Origin of the sequence: Pseudomonas sp. OV226 (assembly GCF_003148705.1) — a bacterium.
Taxonomy (GTDB): domain Bacteria; phylum Pseudomonadota; class Gammaproteobacteria; order Pseudomonadales; family Pseudomonadaceae; genus Aquipseudomonas.
Genome location: NZ_QGGS01000014.1, coordinates 65,768 through 89,163, shown reverse-complemented (window position 1 = coordinate 89,163; position 23,396 = coordinate 65,768). Strand labels below are relative to the sequence as shown.

21 protein-coding genes are annotated in these 23,396 nt (G+C 59.2%); 8 read left to right on the top strand and 13 right to left on the bottom strand.

From position 1 onward, the window contains the following. Positions 1-26: 26 nt before the first annotated feature. Both C7534_RS20845 and C7534_RS20840 read left to right on the top strand, forming a co-directional pair. On the top strand, positions 27-803 hold the full coding sequence (locus tag C7534_RS20845; protein WP_046031050.1) for an N-acetylmuramoyl-L-alanine amidase: 777 nt from the start codon (positions 27-29) through the stop codon (positions 801-803). Positions 804-878: 75 nt separating this feature from the next. Beyond that, positions 879-2,492, top strand: coding sequence for an EAL domain-containing protein (locus tag C7534_RS20840; RefSeq protein ID WP_109786888.1), 1,614 nt, complete (start codon positions 879-881; stop codon positions 2,490-2,492). Between the two features lie 7 nt (positions 2,493-2,499). On the opposite strand, the gene C7534_RS20835 is transcribed toward C7534_RS20840, so the two are convergent. Next, positions 2,500-4,290 carry an ATP-binding protein gene (locus C7534_RS20835; RefSeq protein WP_046031048.1) on the bottom strand — a complete coding sequence of 597 codons (1,791 nt, stop codon included), beginning with the start codon at positions 4,288-4,290 and terminating at the stop codon, positions 2,500-2,502. A gap of 11 nt (positions 4,291-4,301) precedes the next feature. Continuing rightward, a complete protein-coding gene (gene algB / locus C7534_RS20830) occupies positions 4,302-5,648 on the bottom strand; it encodes a sigma-54-dependent response regulator transcription factor AlgB (RefSeq protein ID WP_046031047.1) in 1,347 nt (448 codons plus the stop codon). A 433-nt stretch (positions 5,649-6,081) separates the two neighbouring features. On the opposite strand from algB, the gene C7534_RS20825 reads away from it, so the two are divergent. From C7534_RS20825 to C7534_RS20810, 4 genes are all read left to right on the top strand, one after another. Continuing rightward, positions 6,082-6,369, top strand: a complete 288-nt coding sequence (locus C7534_RS20825; protein WP_109786887.1) for a hypothetical protein — start codon at positions 6,082-6,084, stop codon at positions 6,367-6,369. Positions 6,370-6,452: 83 nt separating this feature from the next. Continuing rightward, positions 6,453-6,617 carry a DUF1328 domain-containing protein gene (locus C7534_RS20820; RefSeq protein WP_003177151.1) on the top strand — a complete coding sequence of 55 codons (165 nt, stop codon included), beginning with the start codon at positions 6,453-6,455 and terminating at the stop codon, positions 6,615-6,617. 859 nt (positions 6,618-7,476) lie between these two features. Then, a complete protein-coding gene (gene gltP, locus C7534_RS20815) occupies positions 7,477-8,808 on the top strand; it encodes a glutamate/aspartate:proton symporter GltP (protein WP_046031045.1) in 1,332 nt (443 codons plus the stop codon). 199 nt (positions 8,809-9,007) lie between these two features. After that, complete coding sequence (locus C7534_RS20810) at positions 9,008-10,237, top strand: nucleoside recognition domain-containing protein (RefSeq protein WP_046031044.1); 1,230 nt, start codon at positions 9,008-9,010, stop codon at positions 10,235-10,237. A 56-nt stretch (positions 10,238-10,293) separates the two neighbouring features. Here C7534_RS20810 and C7534_RS20805 read toward each other — a convergent pair whose 3' ends face one another. The 9 genes from C7534_RS20805 to C7534_RS20765 form a co-directional block, all read right to left on the bottom strand. Beyond that, positions 10,294-10,920 carry an ABC-type transport auxiliary lipoprotein family protein gene (locus C7534_RS20805; RefSeq protein ID WP_109786886.1) on the bottom strand — a complete coding sequence of 209 codons (627 nt, stop codon included), beginning with the start codon at positions 10,918-10,920 and terminating at the stop codon, positions 10,294-10,296. After that, a complete protein-coding gene (locus tag C7534_RS20800) occupies positions 10,917-11,855 on the bottom strand; it encodes an MlaD family protein (RefSeq protein WP_109786885.1) in 939 nt (312 codons plus the stop codon). Before C7534_RS20800 ends, C7534_RS20805 begins: the two co-directional genes overlap by 4 nt. 1 nt (position 11,856) lies before the next feature. Further along, the gene (locus C7534_RS20795; RefSeq protein WP_109786884.1) at positions 11,857-12,660 is read right to left on the bottom strand and encodes an ABC transporter ATP-binding protein; all 804 of its coding nucleotides are present in this window, start codon (positions 12,658-12,660) and stop codon (positions 11,857-11,859) included. Continuing rightward, positions 12,657-13,805 carry an ABC transporter permease gene (locus tag C7534_RS20790; RefSeq protein WP_109786883.1) on the bottom strand — a complete coding sequence of 383 codons (1,149 nt, stop codon included), beginning with the start codon at positions 13,803-13,805 and terminating at the stop codon, positions 12,657-12,659. Before C7534_RS20790 ends, C7534_RS20795 begins: the two co-directional genes overlap by 4 nt. A gap of 54 nt (positions 13,806-13,859) precedes the next feature. Next, the gene (locus tag C7534_RS20785) at positions 13,860-14,888 is read right to left on the bottom strand and encodes a DUF5924 family protein (RefSeq protein WP_046031039.1); all 1,029 of its coding nucleotides are present in this window, start codon (positions 14,886-14,888) and stop codon (positions 13,860-13,862) included. Positions 14,889-15,107: 219 nt separating this feature from the next. Next, on the bottom strand, positions 15,108-16,496 hold the full coding sequence (locus tag C7534_RS20780; RefSeq protein WP_109786882.1) for a M16 family metallopeptidase: 1,389 nt from the start codon (positions 16,494-16,496) through the stop codon (positions 15,108-15,110). Positions 16,497-16,551: 55 nt separating this feature from the next. Next, positions 16,552-18,210: a Na/Pi cotransporter family protein gene (locus C7534_RS20775; protein ID WP_046031036.1), complete on the bottom strand. Its 1,659-nt coding sequence runs from the start codon at positions 18,208-18,210 to the stop codon at positions 16,552-16,554. A 214-nt stretch (positions 18,211-18,424) separates the two neighbouring features. Further along, positions 18,425-19,192: a TerC family protein gene (locus C7534_RS20770; RefSeq protein ID WP_046031033.1), complete on the bottom strand. Its 768-nt coding sequence runs from the start codon at positions 19,190-19,192 to the stop codon at positions 18,425-18,427. A gap of 85 nt (positions 19,193-19,277) precedes the next feature. Then, positions 19,278-20,585, bottom strand: coding sequence for a CitMHS family transporter (locus C7534_RS20765; RefSeq protein ID WP_109786881.1), 1,308 nt, complete (start codon positions 20,583-20,585; stop codon positions 19,278-19,280). Positions 20,586-20,903: 318 nt separating this feature from the next. Here C7534_RS20765 and C7534_RS20760 point away from each other — a divergent pair, with 318 nt between their 5' ends. Then, positions 20,904-21,305, top strand: coding sequence for a GFA family protein (locus tag C7534_RS20760; protein ID WP_109786880.1), 402 nt, complete (start codon positions 20,904-20,906; stop codon positions 21,303-21,305). Here C7534_RS20760 and C7534_RS20755 read toward each other — a convergent pair whose 3' ends face one another. Continuing rightward, the gene (locus C7534_RS20755) at positions 21,306-21,632 is read right to left on the bottom strand and encodes a DOPA 4,5-dioxygenase family protein (protein WP_046031026.1); all 327 of its coding nucleotides are present in this window, start codon (positions 21,630-21,632) and stop codon (positions 21,306-21,308) included. An 83-nt stretch (positions 21,633-21,715) separates the two neighbouring features. Between C7534_RS20755 and C7534_RS20750 the strand changes: the two genes are divergently transcribed. Beyond that, positions 21,716-22,381, top strand: coding sequence for an NAD(P)-dependent oxidoreductase (locus C7534_RS20750; protein ID WP_046031025.1), 666 nt, complete (start codon positions 21,716-21,718; stop codon positions 22,379-22,381). Here C7534_RS20750 and C7534_RS20745 read toward each other — a convergent pair. Then, positions 22,374-23,324: a choline sulfate utilization transcriptional regulator gene (locus C7534_RS20745; protein WP_109786879.1), complete on the bottom strand. Its 951-nt coding sequence runs from the start codon at positions 23,322-23,324 to the stop codon at positions 22,374-22,376. The two genes, C7534_RS20750 and C7534_RS20745, sit on opposite strands and share 8 nt — an antisense overlap. Between the last annotated feature and the right edge of the window lie 72 nt (positions 23,325-23,396).

Genomic DNA, 23,396 nt, shown 5'->3' with positions numbered 1-23,396 from the left:
CTGTCTTGTGTGTACTGTCTCTTGCCATGAAATATCTAGCTCTCATTGTGTCGTTGCTGTTGGCCGGTTGCGCCAGCGGTCCCCGGATCGACACCAGCCATCCTTCGGCCAATTACGACAGCCGTATCCAGTTCGTGGTGGTGCATTACACCAACGCCTCGCTAGAGCGCTCACTGCAGTTGCTGACCCATGGTGAAGTCAGCAGTCATTACCTGATTGGCGACGACAAGGGCGCCACCATCTATAAGCTGATGGATGAAAATTATCGCGCCTGGCATGCGGGTGAAAGCGAATGGCAAGGCCGGACGTGGCTGAACTCCAGCTCCATCGGCATCGAGATCGTCAACCCTGGCTTCAAAGACACTCCCACCGGGCGCCAGTGGTACCCCTACAGCGAAGATCAAGTGCAATCGTTGATCGTCCTGCTCAAGGACATCAGCAAGCGTTACCACATCAATCCCCGCGCCATCATCGGCCACAGCGACATTGCGCCGGGGCGCAAGCTCGATCCCGGTCCGCTGTTCCCCTGGAAACGCCTGGCCGCCGAAGGCCTTGGTATCTGGCCAAACCAACAGGCCGTTGCGCGCCAGCAAGTACGGTTTGCCGCACAACTGCCGAGCATCAGCTGGTTTCAGGGGCAACTGGCAACGCTGGGATATGCCACGCCACAAACCGGTGAGCTGGACGTAGCGACGCGTCAGGTACTGGCGGCTTTTCAGATGCATTTCCGCCCCTCCCGTTTCGATGGCACCCCGGACGCTGAAACCGCGGCGCTCCTGCAAGTCTTGAATCAGACAAAATAATGGCACCCGTCCGACGGTAAGAGCTTTTTCCCCATCAGCAGCTATAACTCATTGGTAATTCTTCGGATATCTATGATGGCTGTAGCTCGAGAGACACTCCGTAGCTGGTTCTATCGCCCCTGGTTTTTGGCGATGCTAGCTGCTGTCCTGAGTGCAGCTATTTTGATGGCCGGCAGCCTGTTCGTGGCGATGCATCAAGTCGAACAGAGCGAAAGCGAGGAAATGAATGCTCAGGGCGAACGCTTCCTCGCCCGCCTGGAACAGCTGTTCGGGCAGCTGCGCGAAAGCCTCGACGACCTGGAAGCCCAGCCGCTGAGAGGCTGCGATGATGAAATGATCGCGACCTTGCAACAGGTCAGTTTCAATTACCGCTTTGTCTACGAAGCGGCCTACATCGATGCGTCACGCCTGTGCTCCAACCGTCCTCGCCAGGAAGGCCTTTCGCGCCTGCGACCTCCCGATATCAGAGGCCCCACCTACAGCTACTGGCTGAATACCACGACAGAGCCCGATGAAAACCGGGCCGCGCTGATGCTTGGCAGGGGCAATTTCCGGGTGGCGACGTCTCGCGGGCATTTGACGGACATGGTCGACTTGTCGCCCGGTAGCAGTTTGCTGGTGGTGCTGGACCACGGTACTCGCGCCATTCCCGTCCTGGGTGCCGCCCAGGTCTGGCCGCCGACGGAATCCTGGACCCCCAAAAGCCGCGACGCACTGCAAGTCACGCAAACTCGTTTGATTTACCGCATGCCGACCGACAATCCGGAATACCAATTGGTCCTGATCACACCGCGCACCGGCATGCACGTGCCGGCGGTGTGGTGGTGGCTTCTTCCTGCCAGTCTCGTGTTGGGCATTATTGTCGGTTTTCTGGTGTTTCTACTGGTGCGTCAGCGCCAGTCGCTGGACGCCGAGCTACACGGAGCCATACGGCGGGGCGAGCTGCAGGTGTTGTACCAACCGATCTTCGATCTCGACAGCCGCAATTGTGTCGGTGCCGAAGCGTTGCTGCGCTGGCGAAGGCCCGACGGCTCACTGACCAGCCCCGATCTGTTTATTCCGATGGCGGAAAACACTGGCCAGATCCGGCAGATGACCGATTTCGTCCTGCAGCGCCTGCTCGAGCAACTGGGTCAATTGCTACGCGCCAACCCGCAGTTGTACATCTCGGTTAACCTGGCGGCATGCGATGTGATGGTGCCACGTATCGGCCAGGTGATGGCCCGCCTGCTGTCGCTACACCGCGTCGCTGCCAAACAGATTGCCTTCGAGGTGACCGAACGGGGTTTGATTGACGTGGTGGTGGCCAGGGAAAACCTGCAAGCGTTGCGCGATGTCGGGCATCAAGTGCTGATTGATGACTTTGGCACCGGCTATTGCAGCCTCGCGTACCTGCAAACCCTGCCGGTGGACTGCCTGAAGATCGACAAGGCGTTTATCGACGCCCTGGGCCATGACGCCGCCAGCAGCGGCGTGGCACCGCATATCATTCACATGGCACAAGCGCTGCAACTCAGGGTGATCGCCGAAGGCATCGAGCATGAAGCCCAGGCGGCGTTTCTAAGCAGCGAAGGGGTGAAATTCGGTCAGGGCTGGCTATTCGCTCATGCCTTGAGCGCCGTGCAGTTCATTGAACTGATCACCCGTGGGCGCCGAATGTCGGGCCGACGCATGAACGACGAACCGTGAAAACAACTTACACCGCCAGCGCCATGTAGAACTGAGTGCCCTGCCCCGGCCGTGAATAGACGCCCATCCGCCCACCATGCAACTGCACGATTTCCTTGCACAGTGCCAAACCCAACCCGGCCCCGCCCTTCTTGCGGCCGACCTGGACAAAGGGCTCGAAAATCCGCCCTTGCTGGCCATAGGCGATTCCTTCGCCGTTGTCCTCGACACTGATAATCACCCGCTCGCCGTGGCGCCGGGCCTGCAACCGAATCAGCCCTTCCCGTGCGGTATGGCGCAAAGCATTGTCGATCAAGTTGTCGAGCACCCGATCCAATTGCGGTTGATCGGCCTGCAGTCGGGGCAGCGGCCCCTGTACTTCAACCCGCAATTCAATCCCCTGCTCTGCTGCGGCTTCGGCAAAACGCGCCTGAGCCTGCGACAGTAGATCCTCGATGGAACATGGTGCCAAAGTCAGTTTCTGCAATCCGTTCTGGTAGCGAGAGAAATTCAGCAGGTCGTTGATCAATTGCATCAAGCGCTGCATTTCTTCATTCACGGTATCCAGCAAGTCGGCTTCGCGCGAATCCTGCGCAAATTTCGCCCGCTCGCGAAACAGACCAAAGGCCATGTGCATGCCGGTGACCGGCGTTCGCAACTCATGGGACGCACGCAGGACAAACTCGCTGCGCACCCGTTCAAACGCACGCTGTTCGGTCACGTCATGCAACACCATCACCGCACCAAGGATGTGACCTTGGGTATGGCTGACCGGCGTCAGGCTGTAGGTCAGCAACCTCGACTCGCCATCGACCTCGATGCTCAAGTCTTCCGGTGCACGCTCCAGCGTTCCACCTCGCAGCACCAGTTGCAGCTGTTCATCCAGCTCGGGACGTTCGAGGGCTGCGCCCAGCCCTTGGCCGAGACGATCGGTTTCCCAACCCAACTGGCGCTGAGCCACCGGATTGAGGTGTTCAAGATGACCTTCGCGATCGATCATCAACAAGCCATCGTCGATGCTGTCGAGTACAGCTTGCAGGCGTTGTTGACCGGCGAGCAACTCGTCGACGTTGGTGGCCTGGTGTTCACGCAATGCCTCGGCCATGATCCCGAAACGCTTGGTCAGCAGATTCATTTCCACGGCGGATGAAATCGGCAGGGTCACCTCGAAATTGCCCCTGCCAATATTATCGGCGGCCTGGGCCAAGGCTTCGATCGGAGTCCCGAATCGCCGTGCAATCCCATGGGCTGTCACGAACCCGATGATCAACACGGCCAATCCCACCAACCCGAGAAGCCCGGCGATCAGCAGCGCGCGCTCCCGGGACTGGCGCTCGGTGTCATTGATGTTATCCAGTGCGCGTTTGTGTTCAGTGAGCAGACCATTGCGCAGGGTGTTGAATTTTTCCGTCAGGACGTCATTGCCATTCAATACCTTGGTGGGATCCGTGACGTGGTCGTAGGCCTGAATAAAACTGAGATAGTCATCCTTGGCCTGCCTGAACCCGTACTCACTACCATTACCGGATTGCTCGAGCGCGATACCTTCCTCGAGCAATTCCATATAGTGCTTTCTGGCCGCCTCGAATTTTTCGGCATCAGGCTTCTCGCTGACCATGACCATCAATTGATCGCCCAAGGCCTGGCGTAGTTTGAGTCCCAGGTCCAGGGTGACGAAGTTGTCGCGAACAAGCACTTCCTGAGAGCCGGCCATCTGCATCACGCTGACCAGTCCGAGCAACAGCCCCAGCAGCGCCACGGTGATCAGTGCAGAAATACTCAAAAACAGCCGAGTACGCAGCTTCATCGCCAGTCTCATCGGTCAGCAGCTCACAAGTTGTACTGCTTGCGTTTGCGGTACAGGGTCGAGGCATCAATACCCAGTGTCTTGGCTGCCTGATCCAGTGTATCCGCCGTGGCGAGCACTGCACCGATGTGGGCTTTTTCCAGTTCATCCAGGCTCAACGCCGCACCGATGCGTGGCGCATTGTTGACCGGCGCTTCGGCCATGCCCAAATGGCTGATTTCGACTCGTTCTTGCGGACAGATGATGCTTGCCCGCTCCACCACGTTGCGTAGTTCGCGGATGTTGCCGGGCCAGCGATAACCCAGCAACGCCTCGCGGGCCTCATCGCTGAAGGCCCGGGCCGGGCGCGCGTATTCCTTGACGAAACGGGCCAGGAAACGGTCGGCCAGCGTCAGGATGTCTTCACGGCGTTCGCGCAGCGGCGGCAGGTGCAACGTGATCACGTTCAGGCGATAGAGCAAGTCTTCGCGGAATCGGCCGTCGCGCACCATGTCTTCAAGGTTCTGGTTAGTCGCCGCGAGAATGCGCACATCGGCGCGGCGGGTCACCGGGTCGCCCACCCGCTCGTATTCCTTGTCCTGAATGAATCGCAACAGTTTGGGTTGTAAAACCAACGGAAAATCGCCGATCTCGTCGAGAAACAGCGTGCCACCGTCAGCCTGATTGACGCGCCCCAACGTGCTTTCGCTGGCACCGGTAAAGGCGCCACGACTGTGACCGAAAAGTTCGCTTTCCATAAGTTCGGCGGTCAAGGACGGGCAATTGATCGTGATGCAGGACTTTTTCTGACGCTTGCTCCAGCCGTGGATGGCCTGGGACAGTTCTCCCTTACCGGTGCCGGACTCCCCCAGAATCAGAATGTTGGCATCCGTGTTGGCGACCTGGCGGGCGGTTTCGAGCACCACCTTCATGGCCGGGCTGTGGGAATCCAGACCATCCTTGGGTTTACGCACCTCCCCCTCAAGGGCCTCCAGGCGAGCGGACAGCTGCCGCACTTCCAATTGCTTGGCGGTGGCCAGGCGCAATTGATCGGGGCTGCACGGCTTGACGAGGTAGTCGGCAGCCCCTGCCTGAATCGCATCGACTGCCGTGTCCACGGCTGAGTGCGCAGTGACGATCACCACCCGCATCCATGGCGCCTGGATGCGCATTTGCGCCAGGACATCCAGGCCATTGTCCTCACCGAGGCGCAAATCAAGGAAGCAAAGATCGAACACCTGACGCTGCAACAAGGCGTCGGCCTGGGCCGCGCTGGTCGCGGTGGAGACGCTATAGCCTTCATCTTCGAGGCAGTAACGGAAGGTTCGCAGGATCGCGGACTCATCGTCCACCAGCAGAATGCGGCCTTGATGCACAGTGGCTGATTCCATATTCCTACGCTCCTTTAGTGATTATCTTGGTTAGTCCCGGATAAATCGGGCAAGTTGCATGGTCGATTCTGATCCATTCCAGCACTGGCAGGGTAGCTATCTACTGTCACCTTGCCTAATCCACTGAATAGTCTGGTTTTTTACCCAAACATCGGGTTCCAGGCGAATGCCCGCCTCCCTCTCTGACATCTGCGCTGGTCGCTCAATTCAAAAATAATCAAAGCGGCGGTGAATCTATCGTGCAATTCGCACGACCCTGCCGGGGTCATCGTGCAGGATGCGTCGCAATCGATTTGCACAAACTTTATAACTAATTGTTTTTGTTGAATTTTATGTGCAAAAAAAGCTGGCATGCCGACTGCAATGGTCTGGGTAATCAGGGCATTTAAATAACCGCCTGACAGATCACCACCAAAGTGGGAGGAGCTACAGGATGAATAGCCACCGTGCCGCCCAAATGCGTATCTCGCCACTGCACATCCAACAAGGCTTGTTTGTTGTGCTGGCATTGCTGATCACGCTGATCACCGGCCAACAGTTCCTTCGTTGGGAACAGAGCCAGCAGCCAGAGACGCCGCACGTGTCGATTCAACATGCAGCTCAAACCCACTTCAGCGCCGCCAGCAGCAACCTGGCTGACACCGCTCCCATGCGGATGATGGATGTCGACCAGCCTCAACCGCTGGATGAGCTGCCGCGCCAGGAGCGTTGGGTGTTCTAGGTAAACGAACTTGGCGTGCACCGCGCGCCGGGAAAAGCACCACAAGCGACACTTCTAAATAATGAAGCGTAAGGAGAATCACCATGTTGAGCTGGGCAATCACATTCTTGATCATTGCCATCATCGCTGCAGTACTGGGCTTCGGTGGTATCGCGGGCACCGCCACGGGTATCGCCAAGATTCTCTTTGTCGTGTTCCTGGTGATGTTCATCGCCTCCTTCTTCTTTGGCCGTCGCGGCCGAGGGTGAACTTTAGGGTTATGTCAAAAGACACGGGCAGCCGCCCAGCTTCTGGGCGGTAGTGCCGTCGCAAAAGCGGCGTGGTGAAGTAAGTGCGATCAGGGCATGCAGGACTGATTGATGGAACGGCTCAAAAAAATCCGCACTGGTAGCGAATTCGTCATATGAAAGAAGCACCATGCTTCTTTCTACTGCGCTACCCGAAGAAGGTAGACGCATGACCATGGGGCCGGGACGTTCTGACTGTTACAGGGTCGGAGTGACCTACGGGTACAGGGAGTACCTGCGCAAGGGCCGGGTCAGGCAAAAGCTGCGACGCAAGTTCGCCGGGTCATCGGGACTCGGCGAATTTGCGGAGAGCTTCACTCGCTGCACGCATTGTCCCCCAGACAACGGCTTTTATATCCCTATGCTGTTTCCGCTAAATCCCCGCAAAAACATTACGCAGTGTTTCTTATGGTTCTTCGCGACCGTATATCGAGAAAGCTGTGAACAAATAACACTAATTTTTCGCGGCTAAACGTAGGTTTTTTCTGAATTTTTAGCCCGTGATCCTTCGCACGAAAAATACCCAACCTCCTCTGAAATGGCCGGTTCGCGGCACTTATAGCTGCCGAAATGTCGTATTCGAACCGGTTGGGACGCCAGTTTCATTTAGAAAAGCTCATGCCGATTCGGCATAGGGTAGGCGTTTACGGCATTAGACGTCGCCCCCTTGCATCGGAATAGTTGCGCCTTTTTTCGCCTGCCAGAGAGCCATAACAAGCGCTCCGGGGCTCCTTATACGGGGGCAGATGCAAACACTTTTTCGCCACAAGCGTTCCAGTGACCGCGTCTGTCTGAGTCAAACGCAAGTAAGGGTAATGATATGAAGAAGGCAAAGCTTAGCCTCGCCTGGCAGATCCTCATCGGTCTGGTATTGGGGATTGCAATTGGTGCGCTGCTCAACCATTTCAGTGCCGAAAAAGCCTGGTGGATCAGCAACGTCTTGCAACCGGCAGGCGATATCTTTATCCGTCTGATCAAGATGATCGTGATCCCGATCGTGATTTCCTCGCTGATCGTCGGTATCGCTGGCGTCGGCGACGCGAAGAAGCTCGGGCGCATCGGCCTGAAGACCATCGTCTACTTCGAAATCGTCACCACCATCGCGATTCTGGTGGGTCTGGTGCTGGCCAACGTGTTCCATCCGGGCACCGGCATCGACATGAGCACCCTGGGTACCGTGGATATTTCCAAGTACCAGGCCACGGCCGCCGAGGTTCAGCATGAACACGCGTTCGTCGAAACCATCCTCAACCTGATCCCGTCGAACATCTTCGCGGCCATGGCGCGCGGCGAGATGCTGCCGATCATCTTCTTCTCCGTGTTGTTCGGCCTCGGTCTGTCGAGCCTGCAATCGGACCTGCGCGAGCCGCTGGTGAAGATGTTCCAGGGCGTATCGGAAAGCATGTTCAAGGTCACTCACATGATCATGAACTACGCCCCGATCGGCGTGTTCGCCTTGATCGCGGTGACCGTGGCCAACTTTGGCTTCGCGTCCCTGCTGCCGCTGGCCAAGCTGGTGGTGCTGGTGTACTTCGCCATCGCCTTCTTCGCGTTTGTGGTGCTGGGCCTGATCGCTCGCCTGTTCGGCTTCTCGGTGATCAAGCTGATCCGCATCTTCAAGGATGAGCTGGTGCTGGCCTACTCCACCGCCAGTTCCGAAACCGTGCTGCCGCGTGTGATCGAGAAAATGGAAGCCTACGGCGCGCCGAAAGCCATTTGCAGCTTCGTGGTTCCAACCGGCTACTCGTTCAACCTCGACGGCTCGACTCTGTACCAAAGCATCGCGGCCATCTTCATTGCCCAGCTGTACGGCATCGACCTGTCGATCAGCCAGCAGTTGTTGCTGGTACTGACCCTGATGGTCACCTCCAAAGGCATCGCCGGCGTTCCAGGCGTGTCCTTCGTGGTGTTGCTGGCCACCTTGGGCAGCGTGGGGATTCCGTTGGAAGGCCTGGCATTCATCGCCGGCGTCGACCGCATCATGGACATGGCCCGTACCGCACTGAACGTCATCGGCAACGCCCTCGCCGTGCTGGTCATCGCACGTTGGGAAGGCATGTATGACGATGCCAAGGGTCAGCGCTACTGGAACTCCCTGCCGCACTGGCGCAGCAAGGAAAAGCTGCCGGCAGGTGAAACCACCCGCAACTGATCACGCCCCCTGTAGGAGCATGGCTTGCCCGCGATGAACGATAACGCGGTGCATCTGATAAACCGAGGCGCCCCGATCGCGGGCAAGCCTTGCTCCTACAAGTGCGGTTACGCGTCTAAACAAACCCCGGAGAAATCCGGGGTTTGTCGTTTCTGGCTACCCCGCTATCATTCGCCGCATCTTCCGGGGGATTTGACTGATGCTTAATGGCCTGTGGCTTGGCTTTTTCATCGTGGCGGCCGTTTCGGCGCTGGCGCAATGGCTGATCGGCGGTAACGCCGGGATCTTCGCGGCGATGGTGGAAAGCATTTTCGCCATGGCCAAGCTGTCGGTGGAAGTGATGGTATTGCTGTTCGGCACCCTCACCCTCTGGCTCGGTTTTCTGCGCATTGCCGAGAAAGCCGGGATTGTCGAGTGGCTGGCCAAGGCGCTGGGGCCGTTGTTCCTGCGATTGATGCCGGAAGTGCCGCCCGGTCACCCGGCCATCGGCCTGATCACCCTGAACTTCGCCGCCAACGGCCTGGGCCTGGACAATGCCGCCACACCGATCGGCCTCAAGGCGATGAAGGCGCTGCAAGAGCTCAATCCCAGCGCCACCGTGGCCAGCAACGCACAGATCCTGTTCCTGGTGCTCAACGCCTCCTCCCTGACCCTGCTGCCGGTAACGATCTTCATGTACCGCGCCCAGCAAGGTGCGCCGGACCCGACGCTGGTGTTCTTGCCCATCCTGCTGGCCACCAGTTGTTCGACCATTGTCGGCTTCCTCTCAGTCGCGTTCATGCAACGCCTGCGCATCTGGGACCCGGTGGTGCTGGCGTATCTGATTCCCGGCGCCCTCGTCCTCGGTGGCTTCATGGCGCTGCTGGCGACGATGTCGGCGACGGCGCTGGCCGGTTTGTCGTCCATCCTCGGCAACCTGACGCTATTCGGGCTGATCATGCTGTTCCTGGTGATTGGCGCGTTACGCAAAGTGAAGGTCTACGAAGCGTTCGTCGAAGGCGCCAAAGAAGGCTTCGACGTGGCCAAGAATCTGCTGCCATACCTGGTGGCGATGCTCTGCGCGGTGGGCGTACTACGGGCGTCCGGCGCGCTGGATTTTGGCCTGGATGGCATTCGTCATCTGGTGGAGTGGGCCGGTTGGGACACGCGATTCGTCGATGCCTTGCCGACTGCCATGGTCAAACCGTTCTCCGGCAGCGCCGCGCGGGCGATGCTGATCGAAACCATGAAGACGTCCGGCGTAGACAGCTTCCCGGCGCTGGTGGCGGCCACGGTCCAGGGCAGCACCGAGACGACGTTCTATGTGCTGGCGGTGTACTTCGGCGCGGTAGGCATCCAGCGCGCGCGGCATGCGGTGGGGTGTGCGTTGCTGGCTGAATTGGCCGGGGTGCTTGGCGCCATCGGGGTTTGTTACTGGTTCTTCGGTTAACCACGATCCCCTGTAGGAGTGAGCCTGCTCACGCCTACAAGGGGTCCGTGTTGGTTTCAGGGTTTAGGTGGCGGGGCGGATTTTTGCCCTTGCTCAACCGCCCAATTCACCACCTGCACCGTCAATTGGTCACTCGCCTGGCCAAACCCGACCACTACCGCCGGCACCTTCACATCGCTCAACGGCTGGCGCACTTCGAAGCGCCGGCTGGCGAGGATTCGCTGATCGTAGCCACGCACCAGCACGGCATCCAGGCTCACGACCACGCTAGCGGTCGTGCCCTGATATTCGGTCTGAAACGACTGCAAATGGCCACCCAACTCCAGGTCCGCGTGGAAAATACTGTCATCGGTGCTCAGCAGCGGTACCCGGCCGTCCTGCTGGAAGCCGTCCAGCAGACGATTGCGCAGTAGCACCGGTGCCGGGTCACTCCAGCGTGAGCCTTTGTAGGTGCTGATCAGATCGCCTTGAGGAATTACCGCAATGTTCGGGCCGTCCAACGCATCACTGGCGTGGAGCTTATTCAAGCGCAACGACCAGCGTTGCGGCGTGCCATGACTGGCTGACACGTTGCTCTGGGCCGAAGGCAATCGATACACATCGAACGGCTCTGGCTTGGGCAGAATCGAGCACGAACTGATCAGCGTGAAGCCGGCGAGGAGGGCGATACGAGTCAGTTTCATGGGGTGAATTCCTTATTCTTGTCGCTGCCCAGCAGGTAACCGCTGGGGTTTGCCTCCAGGCGCTGAGAGATGGCGCGCAATGAAGTCAGGGTTTCGCGCAGCTCGCGAACGGCCGGGGCCAGGCCGTTGAGGCCCTGCATGCCGTTGTTGAGCGACTCCTGATTGGTGACGAGCAACTTGTTGATCGTCGCCGTGGACTGCTCCAGCGACTTCATTGCCTGTTCGGCGCTGCCGATGGCCTGCTTGCCATGGTCATTGAGCAGGCCATTGGCGTTGCGCATCAACGCCGTGGTTTGATCCAGCATGGTGTTGGCTTGCTTGCCCACCGACGCCAGTTGCTGCATCGCCTGACGGATATCGCCACGCTGATCGGCGATGGTGCCGGTGGTCTGTTCCAGATGCTCCAGCGTCTTGCTGATGCGCTCGACGTTTTCCGTGGAGAACAGCAGGTTGGCGTTTTGCATCAATGTATTTACGCCAGACATCAGGTCATTGCTGTCATTGAGCAGGCGCGCGATAGGCGAGGGGGAGGCTACGATGGTCGGCAGATTGCCGTCCTTGCCCTTGAGCGCCGGGCTTTGTGGCGTACCGCCGCTGAGCTGGATGATCGAAGTGCCAGTCACGCCGGTCAGTGCGAGCTTGGCCTGGGTGTCTTCCTTGACCGGAGTGTCACCGCCCAGGCGAATTCGCGCCAGCACCCGGCGTGGGTCTTTGGGGTCCAGGCGCAACGTCACCACGTCGCCAACCTTGATCCCGCTGTACTGCACGGAACTGCCCTTGGACAGGCCGCTGACCGCCTCGTTGAAGACCACTTCGTAATCCTTGAACTCGGTGTCGACGCTGGACTTGGCCAGCCACAAGCCGAAGAGCAGGGCGCCCGCCACCACAATCACGGTGAACAGGCCGATCAATACATGATGGGCTCGGGTTTCCATGTCAGACCTCGTTCAACTGTTGAGCGGCTGTCAGCGCCGCGCGGCCGCGAGGGCCATGGAAGTATTCGTGAATCCACGGATCGTCGGTTTCCGAGACCTTGTCGATGGCGTCCGCCACCAGCACTTTTTTCTGCGCCAGCACCGCCACGCGGTCGGTGATGGTATAGAGCGTGTCGAGGTCGTGGGTCACCAGAAAAACACTCAGCCCAAGCGCGTCACGCAGGGTCAGGATCAACTGATCGAATGCCGCCGCGCCAATCGGGTCGAGGCCGGCGGTGGGTTCGTCGAGAAACAGGATGTCCGGGTCCAGCGCCAGCGCACGGGCCAGCGCCGCCCGCTTGATCATGCCGCCGGACAGCGCAGCGGGGTACTTGTCAGCTGCCGACAGCGGCAGCCCGGCCAGTGCCAGTTTGACCGCCGCCAAGTGTTCGGCATCTTCACGACTCAGGCCGGCGTGTTCGATCAGGGGCAGGGCGACGTTTTCGGTCACGGTCAGCGAAGTGAACAGGGCGCCTTGCTGGAACAGTACGCCGAAGCGTCGTTCAATCATCGAGCGTTCATGTTCGGACAATGTCGGCAGGTTTTTCCCGAAAACCCTCACCACCCCTTCACTGGGCTGCCGCAAACCGATAATGCTGCGCAGCAGCACCGATTTGCCGCTGCCGGAGCCGCCGACCACGGCAAGAATTTCACCTTTGTATAAATCGAGGTCGAGATTTTCGTGCACGCTCTGACTGCCGAAGCGATTGCACAGCCCACGGACTTCGATCACCGCCTCAGAAGGCGCTCGGGGTAAACGACTCACCAGCCCATCTCCATGAAAAACAGCGCTGCCACGGCGTCGAGCACGATCACCACAAAAATCGACTGGACCACACTGGACGTGGTGTGAGCGCCCACCGACTCGGCGCTACCGCTGACTTTGAAGCCTTCGAGACAGCCAATCGAGGCGATCAGAAAGGCGAAAACCGGCGCTTTGACGATCCCGACCAGAAAGTGCTGAACGCCGATGTCCGATTGCAGCAGCGACAGAAACATTGCCGGTGAAATATCCAGCGCCACCGCACACACCACGCCGCCGCCGACAATCCCCGAGACCATTGCCAGGAAGGTCAGCATCGGCAACGACACCAGCAACGCCAGGACGCGCGGCACCACCAACAATTCCATCGGGTCGAGGCCCAAGGTACGGATGGCGTCGATTTCTTCGTTGGCCTTCATCGAGCCGATCTGCGCGGTGAACGCACTGGCAGTGCGCCCGGCCATCAGGATGGCGGTGAGCAACACGGCAAACTCACGCAGGAATGAAAAGGCCACCAGGTCCACGGTAAATACCGTCGCGCCGAAATTGGCCAACACGGTCGCCCCGAGAAACGCCACCACCGCGCCCACGAGAAACGTCAGCAGGGCGACGATGGGCGCGGCATCGAGACCGGTTTGTTCGATGTGCGCCACCATCGGCGTGATGCGCCAGCGCTTGGGTTGAAACAGGCCGCGGGCGATGGTTTCGATAATCAGCCCGACGAAGCCCAACAGTTGCAGGGTGTCCTGCCAGACCGTGTCCACGGCGCGGCCAATTCGGGTCAACAATTGAATACTGACGCTGACTTCCGGTTCCTTGATCGGTACGCAGAAATTGGTCATTGAGCAGTAGATGGTTTGCAGCAACGCGCGATCGGCAGTGGAGAGCGTGCAATCGGGATGTTCGGCGGAGCGACCGAGCCGCTCGGCCCCCAGCAACTCCACCAACAACGAGGCGCCGGCCGTATCGAGGGCGCCCAGATGATTGAGGTCGATGTGGGTGTCGTCGTTGTATTGGTCGCGAAGTTTTTCGCACAGGTGCTTGAGATCAGCGTAATGGGCGAGCGTCCAGTCACCCGTAACCCGCAGCTGTGCAGGGGAGTGAGAAGCGTCCAGTTGGGCATTGCCGGCCATTGTGCTGCTGGTCATAAACTCCGTGCTTGTTCGGTAAATGCGTAGAGCTACGTAATAGCACGAACCGCGTTACTTTTCTTTGGTCGGTGTGCTGTCCGTTACGGTGAAGCGCAGCACACCGATAAGCTGACCGTCTTCGGTCAGCACCCGGACCTGCCATTTACCTGCCGGGTTGCCCGGGAAGTTCTGCTTATGCGTCCAGGCGCGGTAGCCTTCCTTGCGTCCACCGTGGATATCCAGCGGGATGCGGTCGACTTCTTTACCGTTGAACTGCCACACGTGATAAATCCGCTCATCCAGGCCGCGCGGGGCGTTGATCGCAGTGTAGGCGTACAACCCGTCACCACGGATCTGCTCGGCGCTGACTTGATCCAGACTCTTGCCGGGGGTGCGGTCCTGCATTTGCGTGCTGATCGCCACGTCGGTCATCCACAGGGTCGCCGGCGGCACCCATGAACGCATGACCCAGCCGAGGCCACCGATGCCCAGCGTGATACTCAGAATCGCCAAGGCGTTGCGCACGGTACGGATCGGGAAGATCGACGCCAGGCTCGGGAACGACAGCAGCACGGCGATACCCAGCGCCCACTTGAAACTCTGGGACGTGGTGAGGTGCATGATGACGGGCAGGGCGGTCAGCAACGCGGCAAACAGGGTCAGCGTGTGCAGCGCCAGGAACGCCCAGCGCCGGGGGGCCAGCCATTTGTAGTAGAGCGGGTCGGTGATGGAAATCAGCGCCGCAATACCCAGCAGGCCGGTGAAGAACAGTTGGCCGCTGTTCCAGGTGGTGGTGATGAAGAAGAACGGCAGGACAAAGAACAGGCTTTCCTGGTGGATCATCTGCGTGGCGTAACGCAGCAGCGGCTGGGGAATTTCGCGTTTGAAGATTTTGGCGAACAGCTTGGTCAGGCTGTTTTCCAGCATCAGCCAGACCCAACTGAGCACCATAATGATGGTGATCCAGGTCGCCAGGCCTTGCTGGCGATCCACCAGGATGAAGCTGCCGACACCGGAAATGAACCCGCCGAGCGCAATGACCCCAGGATAGCGCTTCATCAATTCCAGGATGCGCTGGACGAAAAGGGTCAGGGTCGGCATTTGGCGGTTCACATTCGTCGTAGGAAAAATCCTCGACAGGTTACCCGCCGGGGGGCGGTGTGGCGAGGCCCGCGGCCGGAGCCGGAACCCGTGTAGCAGCTGCCGAAGGCTGCGTTCGGCTGCGCAGCAGTCGCAAATCTATTGTGTCAAATGTTCCTGATACACCGTGGTGAAGGGTTTAACGACTGCTTCGCAGCCGAACGCAGCCTTCGGCAGCTGCTACACCGGCGGCGGCGATTTTCGGTGCAAGCGCCAGCTCAGCAGTATCAGCGCAATCAGCGCCAACACCCCGCCAATCACCAAAACCAACTGGTCATCACTCATCAGTGGCTTCTCGATCCGCAAATACCCCGGTTGCAGCAACAACTCGCGCAACGCCTTGTTGGCTTCCTCCAGTGTTACGCCTTGCAGTTCTTTGGCCGGGTCAGCGAAGCGTCCGTCCTCGTAATCTCCAAGGGCACTCCAGTAATAATCGGCCAACGCGCTATTGCCCTGCACGGCCCAGGCCTGGCGGGCAATAGCCGCCTGTTTGAGGCGGTTGAATGTGTCGCTGTCGAGGCCGTCCTTGAGCAACCGGGCTTTCAACTCATCGAGGACTTGTTCAGCCTCCGGCACATTGTCACGTTCAAGGTCGGCGTTCAGGCTCATGAAGCCCACACCGCCAAACAGCTCGCGCTCGGCGGAAGGCCCGTAGGACAAACTGTGGACCAGGCGCATCTGGCGATACAGCGCCCAGTCCAGATAGTCCTTGAGCAGGTCTAACGTTTCGTCTTGCTGATCGTCCAGTACAGGCTCCGGCACCAGCCAGTGCAGCTTGGCCGCGCCGCCAAGGAAACCGCTACTCAGCGTGCGCTCGTGAGCGGCACTGGCGCGAATTTCCGGCAGGGGCAGGTGTTCGCTCGGGTCGACCGCTTTCAACTCACCCCATGCCCGCTCCAGATAGGCCGGCAGCAATCGGTCGAGGTCGCCGACCATGATCAGGGTCATGTTGTTGGGCGCGTACCAAAGCTTGCGGACTTTCTCCAGTTGCTCGCGGGTCAGGTGATCGACTTCGGCGCGCTGCGGGCATTTGAGGCCCAGCTCCACCGCCAGTTGATTACTGGCCGTGTGACCGAGGTCCTGTCGATCGAGCCAGCGTTGCAGGTGTGTGTAATGACCGCCATCTTCGCGCTCGACCACTTGCTTGGCAGCGTTGATGGCGTTGTCGTCGATTCGGGTCTGGGTCAACAGCGCCAGCAACAGGTCGAGGACCTTGCGCTGGTTTTTCGCCGGTGCCTCGATGACGAATGTCGTGTCGGCGTTACTGGTGAACGCGTTCCACTCACCCCCCAGCGCTTGCATGCGCTCTTCCAGGCCGCCTTCGCCGGTGGCATCGATACCACTGAACAGCAAGTGCTCCAGCAGGTGGGGCAGTTCTTTGTCATCGCAGCTGAAATCATCCAGACCGACGCCGACGACCAGACGAATCGCCACATGCCCGCGCTCGGTGCCCGGCTTGAGCAGCAATTGCAGGCCATTGGGCAGCGTATAACCCTCGACCTGAAAGCGATCCAGGGCAAACGAAGGGAGTGAGCCAAGCAACAAACAGGCAAACAACAGGCAACGCATAACGAGCTTCCATACGGCGAGCGCAGTTCAACAGACTTCAGACAACGGTGGACGTTCAGGGTGAATGCGTGATGTCAGCCAAATCATCGACCGCCAGCGCGCCGGTGTCGGACGTTTCAAGCACCACGTACGCACTGCTGCAGAACAGCGAATTCAAACGTTTCATGTCGGCGATCAGCTCCAGATGCAACGAGCTGGTCTCGATACTTTGCACAATCTTAAGCTGCAACCGGCTGACATGGGCATGGGCCAGACGCCGCTCCTGTGCGCGAAAACGGCGTTTCTCACGCAGTAACTGGCGAGCACTTTCCTTGTCAGCGCTCAGGAACACCGACAATCCTAGCCGCAAATTGGAGATCAACTGACGTTGCAATCCTGACAACTCCTCCAGCCCGACCTCGGAAAAGGACCGGCGGTGTGAGGTTTTCTGCTGCTGAACCTTGCGCAGCATGCGTTCAATCAGGTCGCTGGCGAGCTTGAGGTTGATCGTCAACTCAATGATTTCTGCCCAGCGCCGGCTGTCCTGGTCGCTGAGGTCTTCGCGGGGCATTTGCGCCAGATAGAGCTTGATCGCGCTGTAGAGTGCGTCGACATCATCGGTCAGACGACGCACTTCCTGGGTAACGGCCGTTTGCTTGCCATTCAACACATCGAGCATCGCTTCCAGCATGTTGTCGATCAGATCGCCCATGCGCAGGGTTTCCCGGGCCGCATTGGCCAGCGCCAGGCTCGGTGTGACCAGCGCGGTGAGATCGAGATGGCGGGGTTTGGCGGTTCCGTTGACTTCCGGCCGCTCCGGCAACAGCCAGGCGCACAGCCTGGCCATCGGACCGACGGTCGGCAGCAGGATCAAGCAGCGGACGCTGTTGTAGAGCAAGTGAAAGCCAATGACTGTTTCCTGGGGACTGAAGTCCAGGCTATCGAGCCAGTGTACCAATGGGTTCAGCACCGGAATGATCAACAACAGGCCGATCAGTTTGTACAACAGGCTGCCCAGCGCCACTTGGCGCCCGGCGGGGTTCTGCATGCTGGTACTGAGGAACGCGAGGACGCCGCTGCCAATGTTGGCGCCAATCACCAGGCCGATGGCCACCGGCAAGCTGATCACCTTGGCACCGGCCAGGGTCGCGGTCAGCAGCACGGCGGCCAGGCTCGAGTAGGAGATCATCGCGAACAATGCGCCGACCAGGGCATCGACCAAAATGTCGCCGGTCAGCGAGGCGAAGATCACTTTTACCCCTTTGGCGTGGGTGATCGGCGCAGCAGCCTCCACAATCAGTTGCAACGCCAGAATGATCAGCCCAAGGCCAATCGCCACGCGCCCCATCTGCCCGAGTCGGGTCTGTTTGCGCGACAGAAATAAAATCACCCCGACAAAGATCAGCAGCGGCGACAGCCACGACAGGTCCAGGGTCAGCACCCGCGCCATCAGCGCCGTACCAACATCCGCCCCGAGCATGGTTACCAGTGCCGGAGTCAGCGCCATCAGGCCCTGGCCGACAAACGAGGTGACCAGCATGGCGGTGGCGTTACTGCTCTGGACCATCGCGGTCACCGCGATCCCGGAGAGAAACGCCAGCCAGCGCTTGGACATGTTCTGGCCAATCACATGGCGCAGGTTGGACCCGTAGACCCGCAAAATGCCGGTTCGGACAATGTGCGTGCCCCAGATCAACAAGGCCACGGCCGATAACAAATTGAGCAGGGTGAGCATAAAGGCCCCCTGTGATGGTCGCGCCCCAGCGGGGCAAGTTGACGGTACCGCGCGTTTTTCTACGTTCTGTACTTAAGCTGTAGTTGGCTAACGGTCTGAGCGCCAGCATTACATAGCCAAGGAAGTGATTGAAACAAAAGTGTCATGAAAACGGTTTTATGCAGGCGTGAAAAAGGGGCCCGAAGGCCCCTTTTTCTATCGCATGACAATCGGGTTATTGGCCCGGAATGTCCTTACGCAGTTTCACCGGATCTTGCTGCTTCTTCTTTTTCGCAATCGCGGTGCGCATCTTGATGTTGATCGCTTCAACCGCCAGCGAGAACGCCATGGCGAAGTAGACGTAGCCTTTTGGTACGTGTACGTCCAGGGACTCGGCAATCAGCACGGTACCGACGATCAACAGGAACGACAGCGCCAGCATTTTCAGCGACGGGTGTTTGTCGATGAACTCGCTGATGGTGCCGGAAGCCCACATCATCACCAGTACGGCAACGACGATCGCCGCGACCATGACCGGAACATGGGAGACCATGCCGACAGCGGTGATCACCGAATCCAGCGAGAACACGATGTCGATGATCGCGATCTGCACGATGGTGTAGAGGAAGTTGCCGCCCTTGCCGCTCGGTTCCTCGTTGGTTTCGTCTTCGCCTTCCAGCGCGTGGTACATCTCTTGCGAGCTCTTCCACAGGAGGAACAGACCACCGAAGAACAGAATCAGGTCGCGGCCGGAAATGCCCTGGCCAAACACCACGAACAGGTCCGCCGTTAGGCGCATGACCCAAGTGATCGACAGCAGCAACAGGATCCGCGTGATCATGGCCAGCGCCAGACCGAAAATCCGGGTGCGCGCCTGCATGTGCTTGGGCATGCGGCTGACCAGGATCGAAATCATGATGATGTTATCGATGCCCAGGACGATTTCCAGGGCGGTCAGGGTGAAGAAGGCAACCCAGATTTCAGGGTTGGTCAGCCATTCCATGTGTATTCCTTTGAGCGATTGTTAAACCGCAACGGGCCCAGGCTTCAAACCGCGAAGCCGGGACCCGTTGTGGTGAGTCTTGGGCTTATAGAGTGCTGAAGAGCGGAAAGATCCCCATCAGCAACGCTGCAACCAGTATGCACATGCACACCAACACTGCCCATTTCAGGGTAAAGCGCTGATGGTCACCGAATTCGATACCGGCCAGTGCCACCAACAAGTAGGTCGATGGTACCAGCGGGCTCAGCAAGTGGACGGGCTGACCGACGATCGAGGCACGTGCCATTTCAACTGCGGTTATACCGTAATGACTGGCGGCTTCGGCAAGTACTGGTAACACGCCGTAATAAAATGCGTCGTTCGACATGAAAAACGTGAACGGCATGCTCACCAGCGCAGTAATGACTGCCAGGTACGGACCGAGGAATTCAGGGATGACCGCCAACAGGCTCTTGGACATCGCATCGACCATACCGGTGCCGGTCAGGATACCGGTAAAGATACCGGCCGCGAAGATCAGGCCGACCACCGATAGAACGCTACCAGCGTGGGCCGCAATGCGATCCTTCTGCTGTTGCAGACATGGGTAGTTAACGATCATCGCGATACTGAACGCCACCATGAACAGCACCGGCAGCGGCAACAGGCCGGCGATCAGGGTGCACATCAGCGCCAGGGTCAGGAGGCCGTTGAACCAGATCAGCTTCGGACGACGCGCATCCGGGAACTGCGAAACGCTGATTTCACTGTGGTCGATTTCATCGCCGATCAGGTGCAACTCACCCAGGCGAGCACGCTCACGCTTACCGTAGAAGTAGGCAATCGCCAGGATCGCCACCACACCGGCCAGCATGGCTGGAATCATCGGTACGAAAATATCGGACGGGTCCACATGCAGTGCACTGGCCGCACGGGCAGTCGGGCCACCCCACGGGGTCATGTTCATCACGCCACCAGCGAGGATGATCAGACCGGCCATGATCCGCGGGCTCATGCCGATGCGGCTGTAGAGCGGCAGCATCGCGGCCACGCAGATCATATAAGTGGTCGCGCCGTCACCATCGAGGGAAACAACGAGCGCCAGAACGGCGGTGCCGACCGAAACTTTCAACGGGTCGCCCTTGACCAGTTTGAGGATCTTGCGCACGGCCGGGTCGAACAGGCCGGAGTCGATCATCAGGGCGAAGTACAGAATGGCGAACATCAGCATCACACCGGTCGGCGCGAGCTTGGTGATGCCTTCGAGCATCATCGGACCGATCTTCGGTGCAAAACCGCCGAACAGGGCGAAGAGGATCGGGATGATGATCAGGGCGATCAGCGCGGACAGGCGCTTGGTCATGATCAGGAACATGAACGTGATGACCATGGCAAAGCCAAGGAAAGTCAGCATGGGAATACTCCAGGCGTAGCGCGGCGAGGGGAAATGGGCGAACCGGGTGGGGTCAGCGCAGAACGGGGAGCACGAGGCGTACGGACGGAGTGACAGCGAAGCGGCGGGTAGCAGAGAACATCAGGATCACCATTGTTGTTGTTAAATGGGCCGTGCGAGCGATAAAACACTCATTGGCCAACCGGTCTGTTGCCGGCAGTGGGGCGATCCTAATCGGGGAAGCTTTCAGCCAGCTTTCGCCGATGAAAGCTTTGCGCGGATGTGCGACCGGTCGTCGGACGGGTTCAAAGCCCCTGAATACGGGGCAGGAGGCGAAATATGGGTGAAATTCATACAGGCGGATGCCACTGCGGACACATACGCTACCAATTCAGCGGGCCGCTGCACGACATCGCCCACTGTCATTGTTCGATTTGCCGAAGGGTCAGCGGCGGGATCGTGACCACCTGGATCACTGTGCCGACATCGGCGTTTGAATGGGTGAAAGGCACACCGACGCAGTACGATTCTTCAACAACCGGCGTACGTTACTTCTGCCCGAATTGTGGGGCGCAACTCGCGTTTATGACCCGTCTCAGCCCGCAGAACATCGACTTGACCATCGCCACCCTCGACCACCCGGAGCAGGCCCCGGCCGAGCGGCATATCTGGATGGACAGCCGCTTGCCCTGGTTGCACCTGGACGAGCACTTGCCGGGCGAAGCCGAAGAAAGCCTCTGATCAAAAAATAGACAGATCCAGCGGCCGGATTGCACCCATCCAGATCGCGTGCTCGGTGTGGTCGAGCAAGTCGTCGCCGGTGTCCGGGTGCAGGAACACCACCAACCCCTTGCGGTTGAGGGCCAGCCACGGCAATACATCGCCGATGAGTTCGGGGCCGAACGCCAATTGGCAGCTCCAGTCCGGGTGCGGGCCGACCAGCCGTTCATGCACGCGGCCCATCTTCAGCGGGAACAACTGCGCCGCCTGCTCGCACAAGGCCCGTGCCTGGTCGACCGTCCCGGCATCGAAATAAACGTGGGCGTGATAACCCTTGATCGGTTGCATCTGAATCCCTCAAATCCTGTTCGAACCCTCGACGATCCCCGCAGGTCACACGTCATATACTCAATGGAGGAGGAGTCTCAGCCATGAAAAACGCGGAAACCCCGGTGGTCAAAGTAGTGCTTTATGGTGCCATGAGTAGCTTGGGCAGTGCGCTGATTGCGCAAATGCTGCGCCGCCAACATGAAGTGATCGCCATTCTGGATGACCTGACGGCGCTGGCGCCGCGCCCGGGCCTTCGAACTAAAACCGGCGACCTGTTCGAGGCACAACGCGTTAAACAAAGTGTGGCGGGCTGCTCGGCCGTCATCTGCCTGTTAGACGCACCCGGGTTGCCTTTCAACAGCGAATACGTGGAAAAAACCATCGTGGTGGGCCCGGTCGAACAAGTGCTGGCGGTGGATGCACTGATCGACGGCATGCAAGCCGCCGGGGTGCACCGGCTGTTTCTGGTGGGCGATTTTGAAGTGCTGGATGATTCAGAAACAGAGGATCAGCTGCAACTCCACGCCGCCGAAGAAATCCGCGAGTCGCTACAAGCCAGTGCCTTGAAGTGGACCCTGGTGAATGCGCCACGCGGGGTGCCCGGGTTGAGCATCGAACATTTCAGCCATGTCTCCAGCCATCTGGAGCCGGGGCTGGCCGAACCGCTGGAGCGTCTGAACCGGGTCGCGGTGGGCATCGCCGATGAGCTAAAGCTGAACCTGCACATCCGTGAACACGTGAACTTCATCGCCACCGATCCTAAATAGCGATGGAAGGCAGCGCCAGGCCATTGAGCGATTGCGCGCTGCTGGCCTGCTCGGCCATCAACCAGTCCACAAACTGGTGAATCAACGCCCCGCGCCGTTTGCGCTGGGGCACGACCACGTAATAGCCGAGGCTGGACATCGCCGATTCCGCGACGGGACGACACAACAAACCCTGCGCCAGCAAGTTATCCACAAGGTGCCGCCAGCCGATCGCCACGCCCTGGCCGCCAATCGCCGCTTGAATCAGCAGCGTGTAATTGTCGAAGCGCAGTTGCCCCGGCGCCGGCGCCGAAGTTATCCCCAATTGACGAAATACACCGCTCCAGTCGAACCAGTTGCTGCTGTGTTCTCCCCGCAAGTGCAGCAAGGGAAATTCCAGCAGCGACTTGACCGGCAAGGGCAGGGGCCGATCCTTGAGCAACAGCGGGCTGCACACCGGAAAGACTTCTTCGCTGAACAGCCAATGGCTTTCACCCTGTTTGAAACGCCCATCGCCAAACAACACCGCCACATCGATATCCGTGCGCAGCATGTTGTGACTGCGCTCGCTGGTGACCAGGCTCACATCGACGTGCGGATTGGCGGCATGGAAGCGGTGCAGACGTGGCATCAGCCAGTACGCGGCGAAGGCAAAGTCGGTCGCCACTTGCAACACTTCATGTTGCTGTTGTGCGCTGATTGCGCTCAATCCTGCGTCGATATTCTGCAAACCGAGCTGAACCTGATCAAAAAGTATGGCCCCGGCCTCGGTCAGTTCGATACCTCGGTAGATGCGGTCGAACAGCCGCGTGGCGAGTTGCTCCTCCAACCGTTTGATCTGCTGGCTGACCGCCGGCTGCGTCGTGCCAAGCTCCACCGCCGCAGCGGTAAAGCTGCGATGGCGGGCCGCCGCTTCAAAGGCCCGCAGCAGGTCCAACGACAAGTCACCAAGGGCGTCATACATAAGCTGTGCTAATCCTAGTCATTGCCTGGCGTGGGCTTTACCACAATGTGCGTGGGTTACATGCTCGATCGC

Excerpts from the sequence above, each read along its gene's own strand:
- C7534_RS20785 (WP_046031039.1), bottom strand. The coding sequence starts at position 14,888 with ATGCCGACCCTGACCCTTTTCGTCCAGCGCATCCTGGAATTGATGAAG.
- C7534_RS20745 (WP_109786879.1), bottom strand. The coding sequence starts at position 23,324 with ATGTATGACGCCCTTGGTGACTTGTCGTTGGACCTGCTGCGGGCCTTT.
- C7534_RS20750 (WP_046031025.1), top strand. The coding sequence starts at position 21,716 with ATGAAAAACGCGGAAACCCCGGTGGTCAAAGTAGTGCTTTATGGTGCC.
- C7534_RS20755 (WP_046031026.1), bottom strand. The coding sequence starts at position 21,632 with ATGCAACCGATCAAGGGTTATCACGCCCACGTTTATTTCGATGCCGGG.
- gltP (WP_046031045.1), top strand. The coding sequence starts at position 7,477 with ATGAAGAAGGCAAAGCTTAGCCTCGCCTGGCAGATCCTCATCGGTCTG.
- C7534_RS20765 (WP_109786881.1), bottom strand. The coding sequence starts at position 20,585 with ATGCTGACTTTCCTTGGCTTTGCCATGGTCATCACGTTCATGTTCCTG.
- C7534_RS20825 (WP_109786887.1), top strand. The coding sequence starts at position 6,082 with ATGAATAGCCACCGTGCCGCCCAAATGCGTATCTCGCCACTGCACATC.
- C7534_RS20800 (WP_109786885.1), bottom strand. The coding sequence starts at position 11,855 with ATGGAAACCCGAGCCCATCATGTATTGATCGGCCTGTTCACCGTGATT.
- C7534_RS20780 (WP_109786882.1), bottom strand. The coding sequence starts at position 16,496 with ATGCGTTGCCTGTTGTTTGCCTGTTTGTTGCTTGGCTCACTCCCTTCG.
- C7534_RS20805 (WP_109786886.1), bottom strand. The coding sequence starts at position 10,920 with ATGAAACTGACTCGTATCGCCCTCCTCGCCGGCTTCACGCTGATCAGT.
- C7534_RS20760 (WP_109786880.1), top strand. The coding sequence starts at position 20,904 with ATGGGTGAAATTCATACAGGCGGATGCCACTGCGGACACATACGCTAC.
- C7534_RS20775 (WP_046031036.1), bottom strand. The coding sequence starts at position 18,210 with ATGCTCACCCTGCTCAATTTGTTATCGGCCGTGGCCTTGTTGATCTGG.
- algB (WP_046031047.1), bottom strand. The coding sequence starts at position 5,648 with ATGGAATCAGCCACTGTGCATCAAGGCCGCATTCTGCTGGTGGACGAT.
- C7534_RS20835 (WP_046031048.1), bottom strand. The coding sequence starts at position 4,290 with ATGAGACTGGCGATGAAGCTGCGTACTCGGCTGTTTTTGAGTATTTCT.
- C7534_RS20820 (WP_003177151.1), top strand. The coding sequence starts at position 6,453 with ATGTTGAGCTGGGCAATCACATTCTTGATCATTGCCATCATCGCTGCA.
- C7534_RS20770 (WP_046031033.1), bottom strand. The coding sequence starts at position 19,192 with ATGGAATGGCTGACCAACCCTGAAATCTGGGTTGCCTTCTTCACCCTG.
- C7534_RS20840 (WP_109786888.1), top strand. The coding sequence starts at position 879 with ATGGCTGTAGCTCGAGAGACACTCCGTAGCTGGTTCTATCGCCCCTGG.
- C7534_RS20790 (WP_109786883.1), bottom strand. The coding sequence starts at position 13,805 with ATGACCAGCAGCACAATGGCCGGCAATGCCCAACTGGACGCTTCTCAC.
- C7534_RS20845 (WP_046031050.1), top strand. The coding sequence starts at position 27 with ATGAAATATCTAGCTCTCATTGTGTCGTTGCTGTTGGCCGGTTGCGCC.
- C7534_RS20810 (WP_046031044.1), top strand. The coding sequence starts at position 9,008 with ATGCTTAATGGCCTGTGGCTTGGCTTTTTCATCGTGGCGGCCGTTTCG.